Origin of the sequence: Ancylobacter polymorphus (genome assembly GCF_030813495.1) — a bacterium.
In the GTDB taxonomy this organism is placed as follows: domain Bacteria; phylum Pseudomonadota; class Alphaproteobacteria; order Rhizobiales; family Xanthobacteraceae; genus Ancylobacter; species Ancylobacter polymorphus.
Window position 1 is genome coordinate 401,304 of sequence record NZ_JAUSUI010000001.1, and the last position, 22,132, is coordinate 423,435.

A 22,132-nucleotide genomic window follows, 5' to 3' on the forward strand; every position below is an offset into this window, starting at 1 on the left:
GGCGCATGGCCATCTCGGCGCAGCAATTCGCGAGCGACAATTATGCCGGCATCTGTCCGGAAGCCTGGGAGGCGATGGCGCGCGCCAATGCCGGGTCGTGTGTCGCCTATGGCGACGACGAATGGACCGCCCGCGCCGCCAATGCGTTTCGCGACCTGTTCGAGAGCGACTGCGAGGTGTTCTTCGTTTTCAACGGGACGGCGGCGAACTCGCTGGCGCTGGCTTCGCTCTGCCAGTCCTATCACAGCGTGATCTGCGCGGCCTCCGCCCATGTCGAGACGGATGAATGCGGCGCGCCGGAGTTCTTCTCCAATGGCTCGAAGCTGCTGGTCGCGCCGTCGAGTTCGACCAAGCTGACGCCGCAGACCATCCGCGCGCTGGCGACCAGCCGTTCCGACATCCACTTTCCCAAGGCGCGGGTGGTCACGCTCACCCAGCCGACCGAGACCGGGCTCGTCTACAGCCTCGACGAGATCGCCGCGATTTCGGCACTGTGCCGCGAACTCGGGCTCAAGCTGCACATGGACGGTGCCCGCTTCGCCCATGCCTGCGCCAGCTTGGGCTGCACGCCGGCCGAGATGACCTGGAAGAGCGGCGTCGACGTGCTGTGCTTCGGCGGCACCAAGAACGGCATGGCGGTGGGCGAGGCGGTGATCTTCTTCGATCGCGTGCTGGCAGCGGATTTCGACTATCGCTGCAAGCAGGCCGGTCAGCTCGCCTCCAAGATGCGCTTCCTCTCCGCCCCCTGGGTGGGGCTGCTGGAAAGCGGCGCCTGGCTCGCCAATGCCCGCCACGGCAATGGCTGCGCGGCGCGGCTTGCCAACGCGCTGAGCGGCTGTCCGGGCGTGGAGCTGCTGTTCCCGGTCGAGGCCAATTCCGTGTTCCTGAAGGCGCCGGAGCCGGTGCTGGAGGCGTTGCGGCGGCGCGGCTGGCGCTTCTACACCTTCATCGGCGGCGGCGCCCGGTTCATGTTCGCCTGGGACGCGAGGCTCGACCGGGTGGATGAACTCGCCGCCGACATAGGCGCGGCGGCGGCGCTTCACGCCGGAACGAACTAGACCCGCTACAGCAGCGGCTCCAGCCGGCGGGCGAGCGCGAGGAGCGCCGCGTCCGCGCCGGGTTTGCCCGTGAGCTGGAGCCCCACGGGCAGCCCGCTCTCCCGGCGGCAGGGCAGGGAGAGGCCCGGCGCGCCGGTGAGATTGGCGTGGGTCAGGGTGAGAATTTCGTCGTCGCCCTCGGCGCTGAGGGCGGGATCCGTGTCCGGCGCGACGAAGGGCACGGTCGGGCTGATGATGGCGTCGACCGCCTCGAACAGCGTCCCAAGCTCGGCGGTCCAGTGCTGCTGGTGCCGCTTGGCGTCGAGATAGCGCACGGCCGGCAGGACAGCCCCGGCCTCGATCTGCGCGGCGGTTCCCGGCGCATAGCCGGAGGCCGCGTCGCGATAGGTTTGCGCATGCACCAGGGCGGCCTCGGGCAGCAGGATATCGAGCAGCGCGGCAGTCATCCGCTCCGGTGAGGGCAGGGCGACATCCACCATCGTCACGCCGGCACTCTTGAGCCGGCCAAGGACGGCATTCCCGGCCAGCCGCACCTGCGGACGCAGCGCCGGCGAATCCCATTGGTTGCGGCAGACGCCGAGACGGATCGACGCCAACTCACCGACACCGGCGGCTGGCAAGGGCGCCAGCGCGGCAAGGCCCAGCGCCACATCCTCAACGCTGCGGCCGAGCAGGCCGAGATGATCGAGGCTCGGCGCCAGCGGATGGACGCCCTCCAGCGACAGCCGGCCGAAGCTCGGCTTCAATCCGACGATGCCGCAATAGGCCGCGGGCGCGCGCACCGAACCGCCCGTATCGGTTCCCAGCGCCAGAGGCACGATGCCGGCCGCCACCGCCGCCGCCGAGCCCCCGCTGGAGCCGCCGGCGGTGCGGGAGGGGTCGCACGGATTATTGGTCTGGCCGAAGGCGGGATGGGCGATGCCATAGGCGAATTCCAAGAGATTGGTCTTGCCGAAGAGGATGGCCCCCGCCTCCCGCAGGCGCCGCACGCAGTCCGCATCGCGGGCGGCGCGGCGCGGGGGCAGCGCCCGCGTGGCACAGCTCGTCTCCACGCCTGCCACGTCGATAATGTCCTTGATGGCGACGGGGATGCCGTGCAGCGGGCCCTTGTCCTCGCCCCGCGCCAGCGCGCGGCTGGCCTCGTCGGCCTGCCGCCTCACCTCGTCCGTCATCGGGTCGATGAAGGCGTTCAGCCTCGGCTCCCACTCGCTCAGCCGCGCCATCGCCTGCGCGCAGATATCGCGCGGGGTGAAGCGGCCGGCGCGGTAGCCTTCCGCCAGTGCGGTGACAGACAGGAAGGATAAAGCGTCGGCCATGTCGCGCACTCCGGCTGAATGCCGCCACAGCTAGGACCGTCCCGAACGGCACGCAATGAGGACCGCAGTCACCAGGGACCGGCGCCGCTTCGGGGCAGGGCGGCCGCCCAGATCACGAACGAACGACGTTGCACCGACATTGCTTAATATCGCCATGTCCGCCAGCATCGACACATGGATCAAGAACCGGCCCTGCGGGCTATGCCGCCATGGATGTCATCGTCTATCACAACCCGGAATGCGGCACGTCGCGTAACACGCTGGCGCTGATCCGCCATGCCGGCATCGAGCCGCATGTGATCGAGTACCTGAAATCGCCGCCGGCCTCCGCCCTGCTGGTGCAACTGGCGGAGCGCATGGGCTGGAAGCTGCAGGCGCTGCTCCGCGAGCGGGGGACACCCTTCCGCGACCTCGGGCTGGACGCGCCTGACGTGGATGACGCCCGGCGGCTGGAAGCCCTCGCCGCCCATCCGATCCTGCTCAACCGGCCGATCGTGGTGACGCCGCTCGGCGTGAAGCTGTGCCGCCCGTCGGAGACGGTGCTGGACCTGCTGCCCATCGTCCCGCGCGCCGATCTCGACAAGGACGATGGCAGTCCTTTCCTGCGCGACGAGCAGGTCGCCGCCGCCGAGCCGCGCCTCGCCAAGGCGCTGCGCGCGGCGGGCCTGCCAACCGATGACCTGCGAGCGTCACCCGGCCGCTTCTACAGCTACCGGACCCTTGGCGGCACGCTGGTCGGCTATGCCGGCTTCGAGCGGCATGGGGAAGACGCGCTGCTGCGCTCGGTGCTCGTCACACCCGCCGCGCGCGGCAGAGGGATAGGCCGCAACATCGCCCTGCTGCTGATGAGCCGCGCGTTCGACATGGGCGCGCGACGCGCCTGGCTGCTGACCGAAGGCGCTTGCGCCTTCTTCGAGCGCATCGGCTTCGCCGTCACGCCGCGCGAACAGGCGCCCGACGCCATTCGCCAATTGCCGCAGGCGACCGCGCTGTGCCCGTCCACCGCCTCTCTCCTCACCCGCCGCATCGCACTCTGAGGCACCCTGCCGACGTTCGAACGGGAAGGGCCGGTACTGCCTCACGCCTTGCGCGGAAAGCGGGTGCGGAATTCGTCGGCGGTGGCGTAGGAGCGTTGCGTGCCGCGCCGCGTGATCGAATCCGCCGCATAGGTCGCCGCCTCGCCCAGCGCCTCGAACACCGGCAGGCCCTGGGTGTGAAAATGGGCGAAGGCCCCGATGAAGGCGTCGCCCGCGCCGGTCGTGTCGACCGGCTCCACCTTGACCGGCGCGACGCGGCGTACCTCCTCGCCCGACACCAGCAGCGCGCCGCGCCCGCCCATCGTCACCACCACCGTGCCGATGCCGCGCGCGGTAAGCGTCTTCGCCGCCGCCTCCACCTGCGCCTCGGTCTCGACCGGCAGGCCGGTGAGGGTGGCGAGTTCGGTCTCGTTCGGGGTGAGGAAGGCGAGATCCGCCAGCCGCGCGACATCGAGATCCGGCAAGGCCGGCGCCGGGACCAGCAGGGTGGGCACGCCCCATTCTTTCGCCCGCTTCACCGTGTGGTAGACGGTGTCGACCGGGATTTCGAGCTGCATCAGGATCAGCGCGCAGCCCTTGAGCAGATCGGCGGCGGCGTCGACATCCGCCGGGGCGAGGTGTGCATTGGCGCCCTTGACGATGAGGATCGAATTCTCGCCCGAGGGCTCGACGAAGATCGGCGCCACGCCGGAGGGCGCGCCGGGCGTGCGCAGCACATGGGTGGTGTCGATGCCGTTGCGGGCGAAATTGGCGAGGGTAGCGTCGGCGAAAGTATCCTCGCCCACCCTCGTGACCATGACGACGGGGGAACCGAGCCGCGCGGCGGCAATGGCCTGGTTGGCGCCCTTGCCGCCATGGCCCATCTCGAAGCTCGGCGCCTCGACCGTCTCGCCGCGCAACGGCATGTGGTCGACATAGGTGATGAGGTCCATCATGTTGGACCCGACGACGGCGATCTTCGACATTTCAACCTCTCCCGCCGTCCCCTGCCGGAACGGTCATTTCCGTTTCAACCGCGCAGGCTCGGCGCGAGCGCGGCGCATTCGGCCGCGTCGAGATGGCCGAGCTCGACGCTGTAGCGCGCCGTGGCCCCGGCCGGCAGGCGGATGACATTGCCCTTGGCCTTCTCCGCCGTGTAACCCTCCGGCTCGCAGGTGGCGGGGAGGGCGAAGGCGCAGACCGACTGATCGTGCCCGGCCAGAATCCAGCGCACGGTCTTGGGAAATTCCGCCGGGCGGTAGCGGGCGAGGAAGGCGTCGCCCTCCGGGCGGCGCAGCAGCATCGTCGTCGCGCCCTGCGCATCGGCGGCGAGACCGGTGAGATAGAACACCTGCTCCGGGTCGAATCCGTCCGCCTGGCGGACGACGCGACTGCCGGAGGGATCGGTCGCGAGCGCCTCGATGCGTGCGAGATAGGTCGGGTTCGGTGCCACATGCGCCGGCACGGCGCGGCGCACCGCCGTATGGGTGGCGTCGTAGGGCGCCTGCTGCAGGATTTCGCCGCCTTCGACAAAGGCGTAGTTCACATGCGCCATATACATGAGGTCCATGGCGTCGCCGGCGGAGAGGTTGGTCACCTCCATTGCCATGTCAAAGCGGGCGTCAGTGGCGTGCAGCGTCACGCTCGGCCGGGCCATGTAATGGGCGCCGAAGCCCATCGCATATTCATAGGCGCCGAACAGCCGCATCCACGGCCCGCGCGCATCCGTGCCGAGTTCGATGCCGGCGCTGTCCATCGGCGCGCAGGGCATCTCGCCATGGGCGGGATGGGTATCGGTCGGGCCGGGCACGCCATTGCGCAGCAGGCCGGAATGAAAGGCGAAGCAGCCATAGGTCTCCGCGATGGTGCGCACCGGGCGGGGCGCCTTGAACATGCTGCGCATGGTCAGGTCGACGCCGTCGAAGGCGGCGGACCAGATCATCTGCCCGAGATAGGGCAGCACGACCAGCGCGCCGCGTGCATTGGCGAGCCGGACCGCCTCCACGCCGGTGGGGTAGCGGAACAGGCTGGCGGTCAGGCCCTCATGCTCCACGGCCAGCCGTTCCGTGTCGCCGAAGCTGCGGCGGTCGAGATGAATGCGGGTCATGCGCGATTCCTGAAAGCGTTCAGCACCATGACGAGCAGCAGGAAGCCGCCCCAGATGAAGTCGATCAGATGGTTGGAAAAGCGCATCATCTGGAAGCCCGAGGCCAGCAGCATCAGCGCGATCACCGCGATGGAAATGCCGAGCACCGTGCCCTTGCCGCCGGCCGGATTGGTGCCGCCGAGCACGCAGATGAGCACCGCCTGCAAGAGGTAGGACGTGCCGTAATCCGACTTCGCCGCATTGGTGCGGCCCGAGAGCATGATGCCCGCCAGCGCTGCCAGCGTGCCGCTCAACATGTAGGAGGCCAGCACCATGCGGTCGCTCTTCAGTCCCGCGAACACCGCCGCGCGCGGATTCGTGCCGATGAGGAACAGGTTGAGGCCGAAGGAGGTGCGCGTCAGCATCACCGCGATCACCATGGCGACAGCGACGAAGATCAGCAGCGGAACCGCGATGCCGAACAGCTTGCCATTGCCGATCAGCCCCCAGTAAGCGGGGAAGCCGACAATGGCGGGCCCGCCGGTGAGCACCATGCACAGGCCGGTGAACACCTGTCCCGTGCCGAGCGTGGCGAGGATGGGGGTGATCTTCGCCCGGGTGATCAGCAGCCCGTTCAGCGCGCCCGCGATCAGCCCGACGCCGAGTGCCAGCATCACCCCGGCGGCGACACGGGCGATTTCGCCCGCCGCGCCGGCCGTGGGATCGCCGGGGAACAGCTTGGTGAAGAACACGCCGGCGAGGATGCCGGCAAGGTTGGCGATGCCGATCACCGACAGGTCGATGCCGCCGGTGAGCATGGCCAGCATCATGGCGATGGCGACGATGCCGAGCTCGGGAAAGATGAAGCTGATCGACTCGAAATTGTAGTAGCGCAGGAACTTGGTGGGTTCGAGCCAGCTCATCACCGCAAAGATGACGACCGTGATCAGAACCAGTTGCAGGATGTTGTTGTCGCGGTTGATGAAGCGCGAAAGGTCGAGACGCTTTTCCATGGTGCCCATTCCCCTCACGCCAGCGTCTTGCGGTCGCGCCAGGCGGTGAGCGCGGTGGCGACGACGATGACGCCGCCGACGACCACGCCCTGCCAGGTATTGTCCACGCGCATGATGATGAGGCTGTTCTTGATCAGCACCAGCAGGAACACGCCGAGCAGCGTGCCCAGCACCGAGCCGCGTCCGCCGAAGATGGAGGCGCCGCCCAGCACGACGGCGGCGATCACGTCGAGCTCATAGCCGACGAAGTCGCGCGGATTGGCCAGCCAGATCATCGAGGCGTGCAGCAGGCCGGCGAAACCCGCCAGCGCGCCGGCGAGGCCATAGGCGACATAGACCGTGCGCCGGGTGTTGAAGCCAACGCGCTTGGCCGATTCCGCATCGTCGCCATAGGCGAAGATCGAGCGTCCGGTCAGGGTGCGGCTGAGGAACAGCCAGACCGCGCCGGCGATGGCGAGATAGACGAACACCATCACCGAGAGCTTGGCGCCGCCAATATCGAGGCTGGAGCGGCCGAAGGCGATCAGCGCCGGCGGCATGCGGTCGATATTGACGATCGACGTGCCGACCAGCCCGAGCAGGAGGCCACGCACCACCGAGGCGGAGCCCAGCGTGACGATCAGCGGGATCATGCGGAAGGTGTGAATGAAGAAGGCGTTGGCGAGGCCGCAGATGAGGCCGATCAGCGTCGCGCCGATGAAGGGCAGCATCACGCCCTCATGGCCATAGGCGTTCATCGCCAGCACGGTGAGATACATGGCGGCGGCGGCGAAGGCCGGGAACGACACGTCGATGCCGCCGGAGATCATCACCACCAGCACGCTGAGCGCCATAATGCCTATGATGACATTGGCGCGCAGCAGGTTGAACAGATTGTCCGCCTGCCAGAAAGCGGGATTGATCAGCCCGATCACCACCATGATCGCGGCGACGATGAGGAAAACCGCCGTTTCGGAGCGGCGCATCAGCTTGGCGAGGGTCATCATCAGCGCAGCGTCTTCAAGCGGGAATGGATGTCGTCCTCCTCAAGACCGCGCGGGTCGAGATCATCGAGGATCGCGCCGCGGTGCATGAGGAGAATACGGTTGCAGTTGTGCAGAAGCTCCGGCACGTCGTCCGAGATCATCAGCACCGCCAACCCGTCCTTAACCGCGAGTTCGCGGATGCGCCGGTGGATCTCCGCCTTGGAGCCGACATCGACGCCGACGGTGGGCCCGTTGAGGATCAGCACGCGCGGCCCGGTGAGCAGCCAGCGGCCGATGATGACGCGCTGCTGATTGCCGCCGGAGAGCTTGCCGACCTCCTTCTCCACATCGGTGGTGGCGATCTTCATATCGGCGACGGTGCGCTCAGCCAGCGCGGTCATCGCGTCGTCGGAGAGGAAAGGCCCGCGCGTCGCCCGCTCGATGGCGCTCGCCACCACATTGCGGGCGATGGACTGGCTCATGAACAGCCCTTCGGACAGGCGATCCTCCGGCACATAGGCGATGCCGGCCTCCACCGCCTCCGGCACGCTGGCGAGGCTGAGCGGCGTGCCGTCGAGCAGCACCGTGCCGCGATGCTCCGGTTCCATGCCGAACAAAGCGAGGGCGAGTTCGGTGCGGCCCGAGCCGAGCAGACCGGAAAGGCCGACAATCTCGCCGGCGCGCAGATCGAACGACACGTCCCGCACCGCCTCGCCGACGCTGAGGCCGCGCACGCGCAGGCGCGGTTCGGCCGCCGCGTCGCCCGTCCAGCCATAGCGCTCATGACCGAGGTCCTGCCCGGTCATGGCGCGGGTGATGCGGGCCTCGGTGAAATCGGTCGTCGGGCCTTCCTCGACCTTGCGGCCGTTGCGGAACACGCAGATGCGGTCGGAAATCTCCAGCATCTCCCGCATCTTGTGGCTGACGAACAGCACGGCGATGCCCCTGGCCCGGATTTCACGCACGAGGGTGAAGAGCCGCTCGACCTCGCGCCCGGTGAGTGCGGTGGTCGGCTCGTCCATGATCAGCAGGCGCGTCTCGCTCATCAGCGCCCTGGCGATGGCGACGATCTGCCGGTCGGCGGTGGAGAGATCGCCGACCCGCGCGTCGAGGTCGATGGCGACATCGAGCCGGGCGAGCGCCTGCGCGCCGAGGCGGCGGCATTCGGCAGGGCTGACGAGCCGGCGCCCCTCGCTGAGCAGCCGGCCCATGGCGAGGTTCTCCGCCACGGTCAGGCTCGGGAACAGCGAGAAATCCTGATAGATGACCTGGACACCGGCGGCGATGGCCGCGCGCGGTGAGAAGCCGGACACGGGTACGCCGTCGATCAGCAGCGTACCTTCGTCAAAGGCGTAGACGCCGGAGACGATCTTGATCAGCGTCGACTTGCCCGAACCGTTCTCGCCGGCGAGGCAGAGGATCTCCGCCGGGGCGATGGCGAAGTCGATGCCGTCCAGCGCCTTCATGCCGGGGAAGCGCTTGGTGACGCCGCGCAGTTCGATCAGGGGTACGGCCATGGGATGCGCCCGTCGGGAAGGGAAGGCCGGCACAAAGCGCCGCCCGCCCACGCCTTTGTCAGCGAAATGAGGGGACCTTCGCAAGCCGGGGAGGGGCGCCGGCGCCCCGCCACGGCTCGCCCTGCGGTGGCGGCGCGGGACCTCAAGGACCCCGCGCCAACCGCCGTCAGAACTTGTACTGGTCCATGTTTTCCTTGGTCACGCCGACCCAGCCCTGCCCGTAGAGCAGGTTCGGCGCGGCGCCGGCCGGGGTGGTGAGGTTCTCATAGCCCTTGAGGCCGAGATTGAGGCCAGCCTTGATCTGGTCCTTCTTGCCCGAGAGCGCCATCACGGCCAGCTCGTTCATGGCATAGCCGGCGACCGCCGGGTCCCAGAACTGGATGTACTGAATGTCGCCGTCCGCGAGGTACTTGCCGGCGACGGAGGGCAGGCCGGTGCCGGAGAAGAACACCTTGCCCTTCAGCCCGCGCTCGGCGATCAGACGGCCGGCGCCGGCCGAGGTCGGCATCGGGCCGCCGATGATGCCGTTCACGTCCGGATAGGTGGTCAGGGCTTCGGAGAGGCGGTTATAGTCGGTGTTGGCGTCGTCATAGGTCTCAAGGCGCTGGGTGGCGAGCGCCATGTCCGGAAAGTGCTTCTTCTGGTACTCGATCGCGCCGTCGATCCATTCATTCTGCGACTGCGAGGTCAGGCTGCCCACGGTGGCGAGGTACTTGCCCTTGCCGCCGGTGTATTTGCCGAGCACCTCCATCAGCTGCGCGCCATAGGCCTTGTTGTCGAAGGCTTCCAGGATGTAGTCGGCGTTCTTGAGGTTCGAGGCCTCATGGGCGATGACCACGATGCCGCGGTCGCGCGCCTTCTTCAGCACCGGCTCGACCGCTTCGACCGAGAACGGGACGATGCAGATGGCATCGACGCCCTGGGCGATGAGGTTCTCGATGAGCTGCACCTGGGCGGCGGCGTCCGCCTGGCTCGGGCCGACCTGCCACACATCCATCCCGGTGTCAGTGCCGAACTGCTTGACCCCGTCGCGCATGCGATCGAACCAGGCGATGCCGTCGACCTTCACTACGGTGGCGATGGAGAACTTCTTGCCGGTGGCGGCGGCGGTGATGTCCTTCGGCACCTGGCTGGTATCCACCACGCCATCGGCGAAGGCGGGGGCGGCCAGCAGCGACAGGCTCGCCGCGAGGGTCAGTAGCGTCTTTCTCATGGATGTCCTCCCAGACATTCGTTGATTTTGATGGCGTTGGCGAAGGGCAGAGGGTGCCCCGGTAGCAAACCGGCCGGAACGGCTCAGTAGCCGGCATTCGCCGCCGGGGCGGCGCCCGCGACGATGGCGATGCTGGCGCTGGCGCCGATGCGGGTGGCGCCGGCGTCGATCATCGCCCAGGCGGTAGCGGCATCGCGCACCCCGCCGGACGCCTTAACACCCATGTGCGGCCCGACGACCCGGCGCATCAGCGCGATGTCGGCCACGGTGGCACCGCCGGTCGAAAAGCCTGTCGAGGTCTTGACGAATTCGGCGCCGACCTTCTGCGCGAGGCGGCAGGCCTCTTCCTTCTGGGAATCGGTGAGCAGGCAGGTCTCCAGGATCACCTTGAGCACCGCGCCGCGGGTGGCTTCGCGGACACTGGCAAGGTCGGCGCGGCAGCGGGCAAGGTCGCCTTCGATCAGCGCGCCGATGTCGATCACCATGTCGATTTCCTGCGCCCCGGCGGCGATGGCCAGCCGTGCCTCGGCGGCCTTGGCCTCGGCCCCGCCGGCCCCCAGCGGGAAGCCGACCACCACGCAGGTCTTCACCGGCGTGCCGGCGAGTTCATCGGCGACAAAGCCGGCATGCACCGCGTTCACGCACACCGAGGCGAAGCCATGTTCGCGCGCTTCCGCGCAATAGCGGGCTACTTCGGCGCGCGAGGCTTCCGCCTTGAGAAGGGTGTGATCGATGAGCCCGGCCAAAGAGCGGGTATCGCGCAGAGCTGGTGCGGTTTCTGCCATGAGACGTTTTCACCCGGTCAGTTTTGTTATGATTATCACAAGATTTGTTGCGAACATTTCACGGCACACTTGACGAGTCAAGGCGGACCGCCAATGAAGGTGGGGGGATGGGGAGCGACGTGAAGAAACCCGAGCGAATCCGGCGGCTGGACGAGCGGCTGCGCGCCGTGGGCGTGCTGCACCTGCGCGACGCCGCCCAACATCTCGACGTGTCGGAAATGACGGTGCGTCGCGATCTCGCGAGCGCGCCGGAGCTGTTCAGCTATCTCGGCGGCTATATCCTGCCCGCCGGGAGCGAGCGCGCCTCAACCTACCGGCTCGATGCGGAATTCGACGCCCATGCCGAGGCCAAGGAGGCGGCCGGCCGCGCGGCGGCGCGTCTTGTCGAGCCGGACGACACCATCTTCATCGACTGCGGCACGACCACGCCGCGCATGATCGAGCATTTGCCGGTCACGGGCCGGCTCACCGTCATCACCTATGCCATGAACATCGCCGCGCGGCTCGCCGGGCGGCCGAACACCAGCCTCATCCTGCTTGGAGGGCTGTTCCACGCCTCGTCGCAGAGCTTTTCCGGCGAGGAGGCGCTGCGCAGCCTGGAACGGCTCGGCATCAGCAAGGCGTTCATTTCCGCCGGCGGCGTCCACGCCCAGCATGGCGTCACCTGTTCCAACTTCCATGAAGTGCCAGTGAAGCAGGCGGCGCTGGTGCGGGCGGCGGCGGCCTATCTCGTCGTCGACTCCAGCAAGCTCGACAAGATCAAGCCCGCCTTCTTCGCCCGGCGCGAGCAGTTCGCCCGCCTCATCACCGAGGCGGACGCGCAGAGCTGAAGTAGCCGCTAGAAGCGGTAGGTCGCGCCCAGAATGGGCCCCTGCATCAGCACGTCATAGAGAAACGCGCCGTTCTGGTAATCGACCGACAGCGCGCGATAGCCGGCGCGCAGGGCGAGATTCTCGTTCCACTGGTAGTTCACCGTGGCAATGGCCTGCCAGGTGAGCTTGGAGCCGACATCGAAACCGCCAATATCGCCCACCAGCGTCAGGCTCCACGGCCCGCCAAGCTGGGCGAGCACGCGGGCGGCGATGACCGGATCGATCCAGCTCTCGGCCTGGCTGTATTCGAGTCCCGCCGGCAACAGGCCGGGATCAACCGTGAGCCGGTTGTTGAGGTGCCAGTAGCGCAGGCCCGCGCCGGCATCGACATCCAGCGTGTCCGATTCGTAGAGGCGATAGAGCACGTCGCCCTGCAGCGTCAGGCTGCGCGAACGGATTTCGAAGCCGGCGTTGTAGGGACCGGGCAGGGTGCCGGAGGGCGTCACCTGCGTGAACATCAGATCGGCGAGAAAGCCCCACCGTCCCACCCGCATCTCGCCCGAGCCCATGACCGCGCCATTGAGGTCCTGCAACACGTCGCGGAAGCTGAGGTCGATATTGGCGGCGGGCAAAGGCGGCAGGGTGGAACTCGTGCCGTGCAGCGCACTGGCCCAGAGATACATCGTGGCGGAGAAGGTCGGTGCATCCGCATCGACGACGGGCGCGGGCAGGCTCACCGCCGGCGGCGTCGGTTCAAGATCGGCGGCACCGGCCGGCGCGCCGCCGACAAGGACCAGTAACGCCGCTGCAAAGAACGGTGCGGCGGCGGCGGAAGGGCCAAGGGCCCGCAGGCGGGGCTCGCGCATCAATCGTTCTCCAGGCCCATCTCGTAGAGCGCTTCGCCGGGCTGCGCCAGCGGCGCGGAAAGCGTAGCCTTCAGCGCCGCGCTGTAGAAGAGCGGCGGTGCCATGGTGCGGGCGAAATCCACCACACGCTGCTGCAACTGCGCCACCTTCTCGGGGTGAGCGGTGGAAAGGTCCGTCGTTTCAGACGGGTCCTTCGACAGGTCGAACAATTCGACCTTGGGCGGCAGCGCGACATGCCACACCAGCTTCCAGTCGCCCTCGCGCACCGCGCCCTGGGTCGGATCGACATTGTAGAGCAGTTCCGCGCGTCCGGGCTGACCGGCCGCCAGCACCTGCCAGACATCGCCGCCATCGAGCGGCTTCGCCTTGCCGAGGCTGGCGCCGGCGAGCTTCGCCAGGGTGGGGAGCATGTCCACCACATGCATCACGCCTTCCGCCGCGCCCGGCGCGATCCGGCCGGGCCAGTTGGCGAGGGCGACGACACGGGTGCCGCCCTCATAGAGCGTGCCCTTGCCTTCGCGCAGCGGCGCGTTGCTGGGCGGCAGGTCACCGGCCACGGCGCCCTCGCCGGCGAACATCTTGTTGCGCGTGCCGCCATTGTCGCTGTGGAACACGATCAGCGTGTTCTCGCGCAGCCCCCGCGCATCGAGCGCCGCCACCACCTTGCCGATCTGCTCGTCCATGGCGGTGATCATCGCCGCATAGGCCCGGCGCTGGGGATCGGCGATGCCCGCATAGGCATCGAGATAACGCTGCGGCGCCTGATAGGGCGTGTGCGGGGCGGTGAAGGCGAGATAGAGGAACAGCGGTGTCTTCGGATCGTGGCCGGCGATCTGCCGGATCGCGTCGGCACCGAACAGTTCGGTATCGTAGCCCTCTTCCTTCAGCTGCGTGTTGTCGCGGTACCAATCGGTGACGCCGTGCGCCTCATGCTTGAAGTGGTCGATCTCACCGACCAGCGGCCCGTAGAAGTAATCGAAACCGCGCTGGCGCGGCCAGTATTTGCGGTCGGCATGGCCGAGATGCCACTTGCCGACCAGCGCGGTGCGATAGCCCACCTCCTTCAGTGCCTGCGGCAGCAGGAACTCGTCGGTGGCGAGGCCGTAGCTTGCCCCGGAGGGGATGACGCCCACCTGCAGCCCGTAGCGCAAGGGATAGCGCCCGGTCAGGAGGGCCGCGCGGGTCGGCGTGCACATCGGCTGGGTGTAGAACTGGCTCAGCGTCGCCCCCGTCGCTGCCAGCGCGTCGAGATTCGGGGTGCGGATATCCGAGCCCCGGAAGCCGACATCGGCGAAACCGAGATCGTCGGCGACGATGTAGAGAATATGCGGGCGCGGCGCGGTCTCCGCCCGCGCACCGGAGGAGAGCAGCGACAGGCCGGAAACGGCGGCCAGGAAGCCGGCGCTGCCGGCCAGCACATCGCGGCGGCTGGGCGCGCGGGCGGGCGCGGCGGGGGGGAGGTCACGATCAGTCACGGCAGTTCCTCGGCTTCGGCTCGTCAGAGAGGGCGGGCATCAGGGGCGATACGGCGGATGCAGCGGAAACCGATATGCACCGAGGCCGTGTCGAGGGTCTGGGGTTGGCGGGCGGCCGGGCGGTAGCGCCGGCAATAGCTGGGCGCGCACAAATGCGAACCACCCTTCAGCACCTTGCGCGGCGCGAGTGCGCCCGCCTCGAGCGGATCGACGCTGTCCTCGCGCCGGGCACCGCGCGGGTTGCGCGAGACGCAACATGCCTTTGCCGAGGGGAGGGACGCGGCATGGGTGGCGGCGTACCAATCGTCGGTCCACTCCCAGACATTGCCGATCATGTCGAAGACGCCATAGCCATTGGCAGGATAGGCGCGGACCGGCGAGGTGCCGGCATAGCCGTCCTCGGCGCTGTTTTCCTGCGGGAACGCGCCCTGCCAGGTATTGGCGCGGTGGACGCCGCCCGGCACCAATGTGTCACCCCAGGCGAATTCAGCCCCCTCAAGCCCGCCGCGTGCGGCAAACTCCCATTCCGCCTCGCTCGGCAACTGCTTGTCGCACCAGCGCGCATAGGCGAGGGCGTCCTCATGCGCGACATGGACCACGGGATGATCCTCCAGCCCTTCAACAGTGCTGCCGGGCCCCTGCGGATGACGCCAGTCCGCGCCGGGCATGAAGCGCCACCACCGCGTCCAGTCCTCATGTGACACCGCATGCTCAGGCGCGATGAAGACGAGCGAGCCGGGCACGAGCAGGCGCGGATCGGCATCGGGGTAATCCGCGGGGCAGGGGTCCCTCTCCGCCAGCGTCCGGTAGCCGGTAGCGTCGACGAAGGCGGCGAAGGCGCGGTTGGTGACCGGAGTCGTGTCGATGAAGAACCCGTCGACGCCGACGCGGTGCGCCGGCGCTTCCTCGGGATAATGCCGATCCGAGCCCATGGTGAACGTACCGGCGGGGATCCACACCATGCCGGGCGCCGTCAGCGCCCCGGCATCGGCATGCCCCTCGGCCAGAACTGTCAGCTGCATCGCGGCTCCGCTGCCTTCCCGCCGGCCCCCTCCTCGCGGGGCCAAGCCGGCGTCGCGATCCGGAAAGACCGCGGATCAGGAACCTAGCACCGCCCCGTCGCCCCCCTCAATTGCCATTTCGCGCCAGATGGACCGGCGCCAATGGAGCGGCGCGGTGCCTTCCCAGCGATGGAAGGCGCGGATGAAATGGGCGGGATCGCTGTAGCCCAGCTGCCGGGCGATGGACGCGACGGGGAGCCGGCTCCCGGCGAGGCACTGCCGCGCCTGCCTCTGCCGCCACTGATCGACCAGAACCTCGAAACGCAGGCCGAGCGAGGCGAGACGCCGCTGCAGCGTGCGCGGCGACAGACCGAGGCTACGCGCGGCATCGATCAGGGACAGCGTGCCGGCGAGCGCCGAGGCGGTGATGATTCGTTCCAGCGCAGCGACCAGCGCGGCATCGTCGTGCCGCTGATACAGCACGACCGGCGTCGCGGCGCCGTCGAGTTGCACCCATGCGCCGCCGAACAGCGGGTTCGGGCGGTCGAGCCATGCCGCATCGAAACCGATGACGAGCCCCTGGCCGTTGCCGAAAGCGACATCGGCGGCCAGTGCGTCCTCATAGGCGCGGACCGGCGCGCGCGCCTGGTGCGGAAGGCTCACGCGCAGCGGGCCGGCCTCGGCGCCGGCAAGGGCGCGCAAGGCCCGGACCATAAAACCGGCCACCCCGTCATTGAGCACGGCGCTGTGGCCGGGATCGCTGTCCTCGAAACTATGACGCCAGAACGCGCGGCCGGCATCTTCATCAAGTTGGAGACGCACCCCGCCCTGAAGTGTCGGCATATGCCGGGCATGGGCGGCGAGGCTTTCGCGCAGCGTGCGGCCGGAGAACAGCGCCCGCCCGGAGAGGCCCAATCGTGCCGGCTGCGCGCTGGCGGCAAGGGCGAGACCCAGCGTCGGCTCGCCCGCCCGCCGCGCGGCCTCGTGCAGCACGGTCGCGATCTGGCCGCGCGCGACGATATCCTCGCCACCGAGGGCGCCCACTATGCCGGCCCGGTCAAGCAGCGGCGCGAGTTCCAGACCTTGCGCCTGCGCGACCTGCGGCAGCATGTGCAGCAGAGACAGACGGATCGGATGCCGGTCCCACATCAGCTCGGTTCCAACGCCCGTCCTTACCGGAGACGGGCTCCAGTTCCGCCACCCAGCGGCCGAAACTACCATCCCCATTAGCCGCTTGCCTAGCGCGGGGGGAGGGAGGGCGCCGCTCCCTCACCGGGGCGCGGTTTCGGAGTCGGGCCGTTCGGGAGAATTCACGGCCTCGACAGCTTGGTACCGGTGATCGGGTCCGGTTCGGGGCAGGTATCGACGGGCGAAAGCCGACTTGCGCGCGGCTTCAAGCGCCCCTGTCCGATACGTACGGTTCAAGAGCCGCGCTCATCCGTCTCGATTCCAGCCCGGACGCCGCCGCGCGCCACGGAGCGGGCGACGCAGCATGCGGTAGCTTGCCAGCCGCTATTTCGGCGCACCCGCCCGGCGCTCGTGACGGTTGAAGGCATTTCCTTCCGCCCATTCACCGTCGTCGAGATAGGGAAACTGGTCATGGATCGGGCGCCCCATCTCGACCTTCGGCTCGATCGGCGTGCGCGGGTCGAGAATGATGTCGAGCAGCCGGAGCCCTTCGGGGGCCAGCATCTCCGGGCGGATGTCGCTGGGCCGTTCGATGCGGTGGTAGTCGATGCCATAGGCGGCTGCGATACGGCCGAAATCCGGCTGACTGTACCCGGTGGCTGTCGCGTGATGGCGACCGGCGAGATAGGCGTCCTGAAACTGCTTGATGATGCCGTAGCCGGCATTGTTCATGACGATGATGGTCATGTCGGTGCCGTAATGCACCGCGGTCTGCAGTTCCTGCAGATTGACCTGGAAGCCTCCGTCGCCGGTCATGCAGACCACCTGCCGCTCCGGCGCCGTCAACTTGGCACCAATCGCGGCGGGTAGCGCGTAACCCATGGGCGAGTTGCCGCCCGCGGTGAACAGCGCCTGTCCGGTGCGATGGAACGCCTGGAATGCCCAGCAGACGGCGGCGCCGGTATCGTTCACCACCACCGCGTCGCGCGCGACAAGCGCATTGATCCGACGGATCGCCTCATAGGGCGACTGGCTACCGTTCGCCTCGGCGAATGTGCTGCGGCATTTGCCGACATAGCGCTCCTGCATCAACCCCACATGATCGAGCCAGGCGTTATTCGCCTCGGGCAAGGCGACCTGCCGCAGCACGGCCGGCAGGTGCTTGAAATCGAGCTGCTCGCAGACATAGCCGTCGGCCGCGTATTTCGCGAGCTCCTCGGCGTCGACGTCCAGCACGATCACCCGCGCGTCGGGGGCGAAGGTCGCCGGGTTCCCGGTGCGCTGACGGTTGTCGAGCCGGCTTCCGAGCACGAGCAGGGCGTCGCAATTCTGGATCAGGAAATTCCCGCCCCGATTGCCGTAGACCCCTACGGTGCCGCAGAAGCCGGGAAGATCGTGGTCGATAGAGGTGGCGCCCGCCCAGCTCGACACCACGGGAAGGCCGCTCGCGCGGACCCACGCCTCCACCTCCCGCTCGACCCCGGCCAATCCGACGCCGGCGCCCCAATAGAGAAGAGGGCGCCTGGCGCCTTCCAGCGCCCGCGTCACCGTCGCGGCGATGCGGGCCAGTTCCTCCTCATGTGGCGGAAGGGAAGGAGGTGATGGCAGGGGAGAAAAGGCACCCATCTCGGCCTGCTGCAGGTCCATCGGCACGTCGACGAGAACCGGCCCCATCCGCCCGGTCGTCGCCTCGCGATAGGCGACCTCCAGCTCGCGCCGAAGGTCCTCGGGGGTATGAACCTGCACCGCGTATTTGGTGACAGGCCGGGCCATCTCGACGATCTTCGTCTCCTGAAAGCCGACCTGACGGGGAGCCGCACTGCCGAGGCGCCGGCTCTCGCGCAGATTCACCTGCCCGGTGATGTGCAGCGACGGGATGGAATCGAAATAGGAGCAGGCGATGCCCGTCAGCAGATTGGTGGCGCCGGGGCCCGATGTGGCCATCGTCGCCCCCACCGTGCCGTTCACCCGCCACACCGCGTCCGCCGCCATGGCCGCCGCCTGCTCATGCTGCATGCAGACATAGTCGATGTCGTCGCGTCGCCCGATGGCGTCGATCATGAAGGTGGCGGCGCCCCCGGTCATCAGGAAGACATGGCGTATGCCCTTGCTGGCGAGGAAAGCGGCGATGTACTCGGCTCCGGTCATGGCTCGCTCCCCGGATGGGCCGGCTGATCTGTCTTTGTCCCGCCCGCTGCGGCGACAGCCTCGCCGAAATTGAGGCGCTCCCGCTCGAAAACCACGGGTTTCTGGCGCACGCGGGCATAGATCGCCAGCACATATTCGCCGATGAGCCCCATGAAGAACAGCTGGACCCCGCCGAAAAAGAACAGCGCCACGATCAGCGTGAAGATGCCGGGTTCGGCGAGCCGCTGGTAAAACAAGAGGCCGACTAGGAGGTTGACGATGGAATAGAGGACGCTCAGCCCGGCGAGAACAAAGCCGGCGAAAAGCCCGATCCGCAACGGCGCGGTGGTGAAAGAGGTAATCCCGTTCATGCCCTGGTCGAACAGGGCGGACAGGCGGTTCTTCGAGAGGCCGCGCTTGCGCGCCCGCCAGCGATAGGGAACGCCCACCGCCCGGCCGCCGCATTCAAACGTCATCATGCGCATGAACGGATAGGTGTCGTCGATGCGCCGCATCGAATCCACCACGCGTCGGTCGACCAGCTGAAAATCGCCAACCCCCGGGGGTATGTCGAACTCCGAGAAGCGCGTCAGCGCGCGGTAATAGACCTGACGAAGAGTGCGCATCGACCAGCTCTCGTCGCGGGTCGCCCGGATGCCATAGACGATCTCGTAGCCCTGCTCCCACAGACGTACGAACTCGGGCAAGAGCTCAGGCGGATCCTGGAGATCGGCCGGCAGGAAAATGAGCACCGCATCGCCGGACGTCGCCATGACGCCGTTATAGGTGTTACGGAGCGGCCCGAAATTGCGGGCGTTGACGATGACCCTGACGGACGGATCCTCATCTGCCAACCGGCGCAGGATCTCTCCCGTCGCATCGGTCGACGCATTGTCGCAGAAAATGTGCTCCCGCTCATAGCCGGGCAGATGTTCGTCGAAGATGGCCCGCACGGTCGCATAGCATTCGGCAACGTTGTCTTCCTCGTTGTAACAAGGGGTGACGACGGAGATCTTCATGGGGCCCCCCGGAAGACGACAAGACGGTTCCCTAGGAACGAGAGAACCACGACCGCAGGCAAAACAAGCAATTGCCCCAACAGCGGCGCCACGCCCGCCGCGACCAGCAGTTCGAGCGCACCGAGATTGAGTGCGAAGGTCAGAGCATAGAGGCCGACGAACAGCGGCAGGCGGCTCCACCGACGGTTTGCGAAGACCAATCGGCCGGTCGTGACGAAATTGAACAGCACGCCCAGAACGGTCGCGATCAGCAGGGCGAGCCTGTGGTCGCCCGACAGCAGGAAGAGCACGGCGAAGAGCGAATAGCCGACCAGCGTGTTGAGCCCACCGACGAGCACGAAGCGGACGAACTGCGCCAGCCTTCCCTGACGCATTGCGGCGGAGGCAGACGGGAAGTTGATGTGCCGGAACATGCTCATCGTCGGCCTCATCCGTTCCGTGAGTCGACAGCGCAATGGTCAGGCCCTTGTGAGCTGTACCACCGCAGGGTGGAGGACAGCCCCTCCGCCAGGGTCAGGCGCGGCCGCCAGCCGGTGGCGCGGTGGAGGCGGCCGATGTCCGCCTGCAGATGCATGACTTGTTCAGGCCGGAAGGGCAGCGCGCCGAGATCGAGCGGCAAGGCGGGATCGATGAGGTCCCGCAACAGCGCCACCGTGTCCACGAGTGGCGGCGCCTCGCCCGAGCCGAGATTGAACGGCCCGGCTGCTGCCTGCGCCGCAGCCACGGCGACAATCGCGGCGGCCGCATCGTCCACGTGGAGAAAGTCCCACTTCTGGGTGCAGGCGGTGAGGGGAGGGCACTCACCCGCCAGAAGGCCCCGCATCAGGGTGGGGATGAGAAAGGAGGGATTGTCGCGCGGGCCATAGGCACAGAACAGCCGAATCCACGCCCAGCGCACGCCGGCGCGGACACAAATCTGTTCCGTTGCGAGCGCGGCGGCCAGCTTCGCCACACCGTAGAGCGAGGTCGGACGGGTGGGATGGGTCTCGTCGGCCGCCCCGGTCATCGGACCATATTCGGCCTGCGAGCCGATGCCGATGAAGGCACCCGCGCCGACCTCGGACGCCAGCATGGCGAGATCGGCGGCGAACACGGCATTGCGCAGCTGCGCCGGAGTGTCCCGTCCCGCACCGCTCACATCCGACCACCCGGCGTGAATGACGACTTCCGGCGCAAAGGCGGAAAGCGGCGCGCGCAGGCTGTCCACATCCTCAAGCGATCCATGGATCGGCGTAAGTGAGCCCGCCACATCCCCCAGGCGCGCGCGGTCCGTGGCCGGCCGCACCAGCGCTGCGACCTCGTGGCCGGCAGCGACGAGCTGGCGCGCCGTGGGCCGGCCGAGGAAGCCGCTTGTGCCGGTCATGAAGACGCGCATGGCCGATGCCACCTAACCTCGCACGAAGCTGCGGATGGTATCGACCATATAGTCGATGGCGGGATCGCCGAGCCCCGGATAGACACCGACCCAGAACGTCCGGTTCATCACGGCGTCACTGTTGGCAAGGGACCCGACAGCGCGATGCGGGCGCCCCGCCATATAGGGTTGCCGCAGCAGGTTGCCCCCGAAAAGCTGCCGCGTGCCGATGCGGTGCGCATCTAGGTGCATCACCAGCGCCCGTCTGTCGAAAGGCGCGCCTTCCCGAACCGTGAGAGGGAAGCCGAACCAGGAAGGATCGGAGTGGGCCGTGGCCTCGGGCAGAATGAACACGTCCTCAAGCTCGGCGAGCCCTGCCTTGAGGCTGTTGAAATTGTGCCGGCGACTGGCGATGAAATCGTCCAGTCGATCGAGCTGCGAGAGGCCCACGGCAGCCTGCATGTCGGTGATCTTCAAATTATAGCCGACATGCGAATAGATGTACTTGTGGTCATAGCCGTGCGGGAGGTCGCCAAGCTGCCAGTCGAAGCGCTTGTGGCAGGTATTGTCCGCCCCCGGCGCACAGTAGCAGTCACGCCCCCAGTCCCGGATCGACTCCATCGCCCGACGGAGCCGAGCATTGCCGGTGAAGACCGCGCCGCCTTCGCCCATCGTGATATGATGAGCGGGATAGAAGCTCAACGTGCCGACATCACCGAAGGTCCCGACCGGCTGGCCACGATAGGTGGCGCCAAGAGCATCGCAGCAGTCTTCGACAACCCAGAGATTATGCCGACGGGCGATATCCATGACCGCATCAAGGTCGAACGGGTTGCCGAGCGTGTGGGCCACCACGATGGCACGCGTCCGCTCGCTGAGCGCCGCCTCGATCTGATCGGGTTCGATATTGTAGGTCGGCAGGTGGATATCCACGAAGACCGGCACCAGGCCGTTCTGTAGCACCGGGTTGATCGTCGTGGGAAAGCCGGTGGCGCAGGTGATCACCTCGTCGCCCGGCTTGAGCGCCCGCTCCCCCAGCAGTGGAGAAGTCAGCGCCGAAACCGCCACGAGATTGGCTGACGAGCCGGAGTTCACCGTGAGCACATGTTTCCTCTGCACCACCTTGGCCAGCCGCGCCTCAAAGGCGGTGTTGAAACGCCCGGTTGTCAGCCAGAAGTCCAGCGCGCTGTCGACGAGGCTCTGCATGTCCCGCGCATCGAACACACGCCCCGAAACCGGAACCGGCGATCGGCCGGCCGCGAAGGGCGACGGGGCGTGTCGTGCGTCGTAATAGGCCTCGACCAGCGCCATGATCTGCGCGCGCAATTCCTCGGCGGTCGCAGCCGGCGTTTCGCTCACCATTCACCCAATCCTCATTCCG

At 67.6% G+C, this 22,132-nt stretch carries 20 protein-coding genes; 3 read left to right on the forward strand and 17 right to left on the reverse strand.

The genetic code is table 11. The annotated features are described in order from the left end of the window. Positions 1-11: 11 nt before the first annotated feature. Positions 12-1,058, forward strand: a complete 1,047-nt coding sequence (locus J2S75_RS02255; RefSeq protein WP_307018483.1) for a threonine aldolase family protein — start codon at positions 12-14, stop codon at positions 1,056-1,058. Positions 1,059-1,063: 5 nt separating this feature from the next. Here J2S75_RS02255 and J2S75_RS02260 read toward each other — a convergent pair whose 3' ends face one another. Then, a complete protein-coding gene (locus J2S75_RS02260; protein ID WP_307017789.1) occupies positions 1,064-2,374 on the reverse strand; it encodes an amidase in 1,311 nt (436 codons plus the stop codon). A gap of 209 nt (positions 2,375-2,583) precedes the next feature. Between J2S75_RS02260 and arsN2 the strand changes: the two genes are divergently transcribed. After that, positions 2,584-3,411 (forward strand): arsenic resistance N-acetyltransferase ArsN2, encoded by an 828-nt coding sequence (gene arsN2 / locus J2S75_RS02265; RefSeq protein ID WP_307017791.1) that lies wholly within the window; start codon positions 2,584-2,586, stop codon positions 3,409-3,411. A gap of 41 nt (positions 3,412-3,452) precedes the next feature. Here arsN2 and rbsK read toward each other — a convergent pair whose 3' ends face one another. The 7 genes from rbsK to deoC form a co-directional block, all read right to left on the reverse strand. Next, the gene (gene rbsK, locus J2S75_RS02270; protein ID WP_307017793.1) at positions 3,453-4,376 is read right to left on the reverse strand and encodes a ribokinase; all 924 of its coding nucleotides are present in this window, start codon (positions 4,374-4,376) and stop codon (positions 3,453-3,455) included. Between the two features lie 44 nt (positions 4,377-4,420). Further along, entirely contained in the window at positions 4,421-5,497 is a 1,077-nt protein-coding gene (locus J2S75_RS02275) for an aldose 1-epimerase family protein (RefSeq protein ID WP_307017795.1), read from the reverse strand. After that, positions 5,494-6,489: an ABC transporter permease gene (locus J2S75_RS02280; RefSeq protein WP_307017797.1), complete on the reverse strand. Its 996-nt coding sequence runs from the start codon at positions 6,487-6,489 to the stop codon at positions 5,494-5,496. Before J2S75_RS02280 ends, J2S75_RS02275 begins: the two co-directional genes overlap by 4 nt. Positions 6,490-6,503: 14 nt before the next feature. After that, positions 6,504-7,475, reverse strand: a complete 972-nt coding sequence (locus J2S75_RS02285) for an ABC transporter permease (protein WP_307017800.1) — start codon at positions 7,473-7,475, stop codon at positions 6,504-6,506. Continuing rightward, a complete protein-coding gene (locus J2S75_RS02290; RefSeq protein ID WP_307017802.1) occupies positions 7,475-8,971 on the reverse strand; it encodes a sugar ABC transporter ATP-binding protein in 1,497 nt (498 codons plus the stop codon). Before J2S75_RS02290 ends, J2S75_RS02285 begins: the two co-directional genes overlap by 1 nt. A 166-nt stretch (positions 8,972-9,137) precedes the next feature. Next, on the reverse strand, positions 9,138-10,184 hold the full coding sequence (locus J2S75_RS02295; RefSeq protein ID WP_307017805.1) for an autoinducer 2 ABC transporter substrate-binding protein: 1,047 nt from the start codon (positions 10,182-10,184) through the stop codon (positions 9,138-9,140). Between the two features lie 83 nt (positions 10,185-10,267). After that, a complete protein-coding gene (gene deoC / locus J2S75_RS02300) occupies positions 10,268-10,969 on the reverse strand; it encodes a deoxyribose-phosphate aldolase (protein WP_307017807.1) in 702 nt (233 codons plus the stop codon). A 119-nt stretch (positions 10,970-11,088) separates the two neighbouring features. Between deoC and J2S75_RS02305 the strand changes: the two genes are divergently transcribed. Continuing rightward, on the forward strand, positions 11,089-11,799 hold the full coding sequence (locus J2S75_RS02305; RefSeq protein WP_307017809.1) for a DeoR/GlpR family DNA-binding transcription regulator: 711 nt from the start codon (positions 11,089-11,091) through the stop codon (positions 11,797-11,799). 8 nt (positions 11,800-11,807) lie between these two features. On the opposite strand, the gene J2S75_RS02310 is transcribed toward J2S75_RS02305, so the two are convergent. From J2S75_RS02310 to rfbH, 9 genes are all read right to left on the reverse strand, one after another. Next, positions 11,808-12,647, reverse strand: a complete 840-nt coding sequence (locus J2S75_RS02310) for a porin family protein (RefSeq protein WP_307017812.1) — start codon at positions 12,645-12,647, stop codon at positions 11,808-11,810. Further along, positions 12,647-14,122, reverse strand: coding sequence for an arylsulfatase B (locus J2S75_RS02315; protein ID WP_307017814.1), 1,476 nt, complete (start codon positions 14,120-14,122; stop codon positions 12,647-12,649). Before J2S75_RS02315 ends, J2S75_RS02310 begins: the two co-directional genes overlap by 1 nt. Positions 14,123-14,145: 23 nt before the next feature. Then, on the reverse strand, positions 14,146-15,144 hold the full coding sequence (locus tag J2S75_RS02320; protein ID WP_307017816.1) for a formylglycine-generating enzyme family protein: 999 nt from the start codon (positions 15,142-15,144) through the stop codon (positions 14,146-14,148). Positions 15,145-15,219: 75 nt separating this feature from the next. Then, positions 15,220-16,272 carry an AraC family transcriptional regulator gene (locus J2S75_RS02325; RefSeq protein WP_307017818.1) on the reverse strand — a complete coding sequence of 351 codons (1,053 nt, stop codon included), beginning with the start codon at positions 16,270-16,272 and terminating at the stop codon, positions 15,220-15,222. A gap of 363 nt (positions 16,273-16,635) precedes the next feature. Continuing rightward, entirely contained in the window at positions 16,636-18,399 is a 1,764-nt protein-coding gene (locus J2S75_RS02330; RefSeq protein ID WP_307017820.1) for a thiamine pyrophosphate-binding protein, read from the reverse strand. Continuing rightward, positions 18,396-19,397, reverse strand: a complete 1,002-nt coding sequence (locus J2S75_RS02335; protein WP_307017821.1) for a glycosyltransferase family 2 protein — start codon at positions 19,395-19,397, stop codon at positions 18,396-18,398. The genes J2S75_RS02330 and J2S75_RS02335 overlap by 4 nt, the downstream gene beginning before the upstream one ends. Continuing rightward, positions 19,394-19,816 (reverse strand): GtrA family protein, encoded by a 423-nt coding sequence (locus tag J2S75_RS02340; protein WP_307017824.1) that lies wholly within the window; start codon positions 19,814-19,816, stop codon positions 19,394-19,396. Before J2S75_RS02340 ends, J2S75_RS02335 begins: the two co-directional genes overlap by 4 nt. 8 nt (positions 19,817-19,824) lie before the next feature. Beyond that, positions 19,825-20,772, reverse strand: a complete 948-nt coding sequence (locus tag J2S75_RS02345; RefSeq protein ID WP_307017826.1) for an NAD-dependent epimerase/dehydratase family protein — start codon at positions 20,770-20,772, stop codon at positions 19,825-19,827. Positions 20,773-20,784: 12 nt separating this feature from the next. Beyond that, positions 20,785-22,113, reverse strand: a complete 1,329-nt coding sequence (rfbH, locus tag J2S75_RS02350) for a lipopolysaccharide biosynthesis protein RfbH (RefSeq protein ID WP_307017827.1) — start codon at positions 22,111-22,113, stop codon at positions 20,785-20,787. Positions 22,114-22,132: the final 19 nt, after the last annotated feature.

Bases quoted from the DNA above. Each gene is read 5' to 3' on its own strand.
- J2S75_RS02345 (WP_307017826.1), bottom strand. From the start codon at position 20,772: ATGCGCGTCTTCATGACCGGCACAAGCGGCTTCCTCGGCCGGCCCACG.
- J2S75_RS02285 (WP_307017800.1), bottom strand. From the start codon at position 7,475: ATGATGACCCTCGCCAAGCTGATGCGCCGCTCCGAAACGGCGGTTTTC.
- J2S75_RS02280 (WP_307017797.1), bottom strand. From the start codon at position 6,489: ATGGAAAAGCGTCTCGACCTTTCGCGCTTCATCAACCGCGACAACAAC.
- J2S75_RS02340 (WP_307017824.1), bottom strand. From the start codon at position 19,816: ATGAGCATGTTCCGGCACATCAACTTCCCGTCTGCCTCCGCCGCAATG.
- rfbH (WP_307017827.1), bottom strand. From the start codon at position 22,113: ATGGTGAGCGAAACGCCGGCTGCGACCGCCGAGGAATTGCGCGCGCAG.
- rbsK (WP_307017793.1), bottom strand. From the start codon at position 4,376: ATGTCGAAGATCGCCGTCGTCGGGTCCAACATGATGGACCTCATCACC.
- J2S75_RS02260 (WP_307017789.1), bottom strand. From the start codon at position 2,374: ATGGCCGACGCTTTATCCTTCCTGTCTGTCACCGCACTGGCGGAAGGC.
- J2S75_RS02295 (WP_307017805.1), bottom strand. From the start codon at position 10,184: ATGAGAAAGACGCTACTGACCCTCGCGGCGAGCCTGTCGCTGCTGGCC.
- J2S75_RS02335 (WP_307017821.1), bottom strand. From the start codon at position 19,397: ATGAAGATCTCCGTCGTCACCCCTTGTTACAACGAGGAAGACAACGTT.
- J2S75_RS02325 (WP_307017818.1), bottom strand. From the start codon at position 16,272: ATGTGGGACCGGCATCCGATCCGTCTGTCTCTGCTGCACATGCTGCCG.
- J2S75_RS02275 (WP_307017795.1), bottom strand. From the start codon at position 5,497: ATGACCCGCATTCATCTCGACCGCCGCAGCTTCGGCGACACGGAACGG.
- J2S75_RS02310 (WP_307017812.1), bottom strand. From the start codon at position 12,647: ATGCGCGAGCCCCGCCTGCGGGCCCTTGGCCCTTCCGCCGCCGCCGCA.
- deoC (WP_307017807.1), bottom strand. From the start codon at position 10,969: ATGGCAGAAACCGCACCAGCTCTGCGCGATACCCGCTCTTTGGCCGGG.
- J2S75_RS02320 (WP_307017816.1), bottom strand. From the start codon at position 15,144: ATGCAGCTGACAGTTCTGGCCGAGGGGCATGCCGATGCCGGGGCGCTG.
- J2S75_RS02330 (WP_307017820.1), bottom strand. From the start codon at position 18,399: ATGACCGGAGCCGAGTACATCGCCGCTTTCCTCGCCAGCAAGGGCATA.
- arsN2 (WP_307017791.1), top strand. From the start codon at position 2,584: ATGGATGTCATCGTCTATCACAACCCGGAATGCGGCACGTCGCGTAAC.
- J2S75_RS02290 (WP_307017802.1), bottom strand. From the start codon at position 8,971: ATGGCCGTACCCCTGATCGAACTGCGCGGCGTCACCAAGCGCTTCCCC.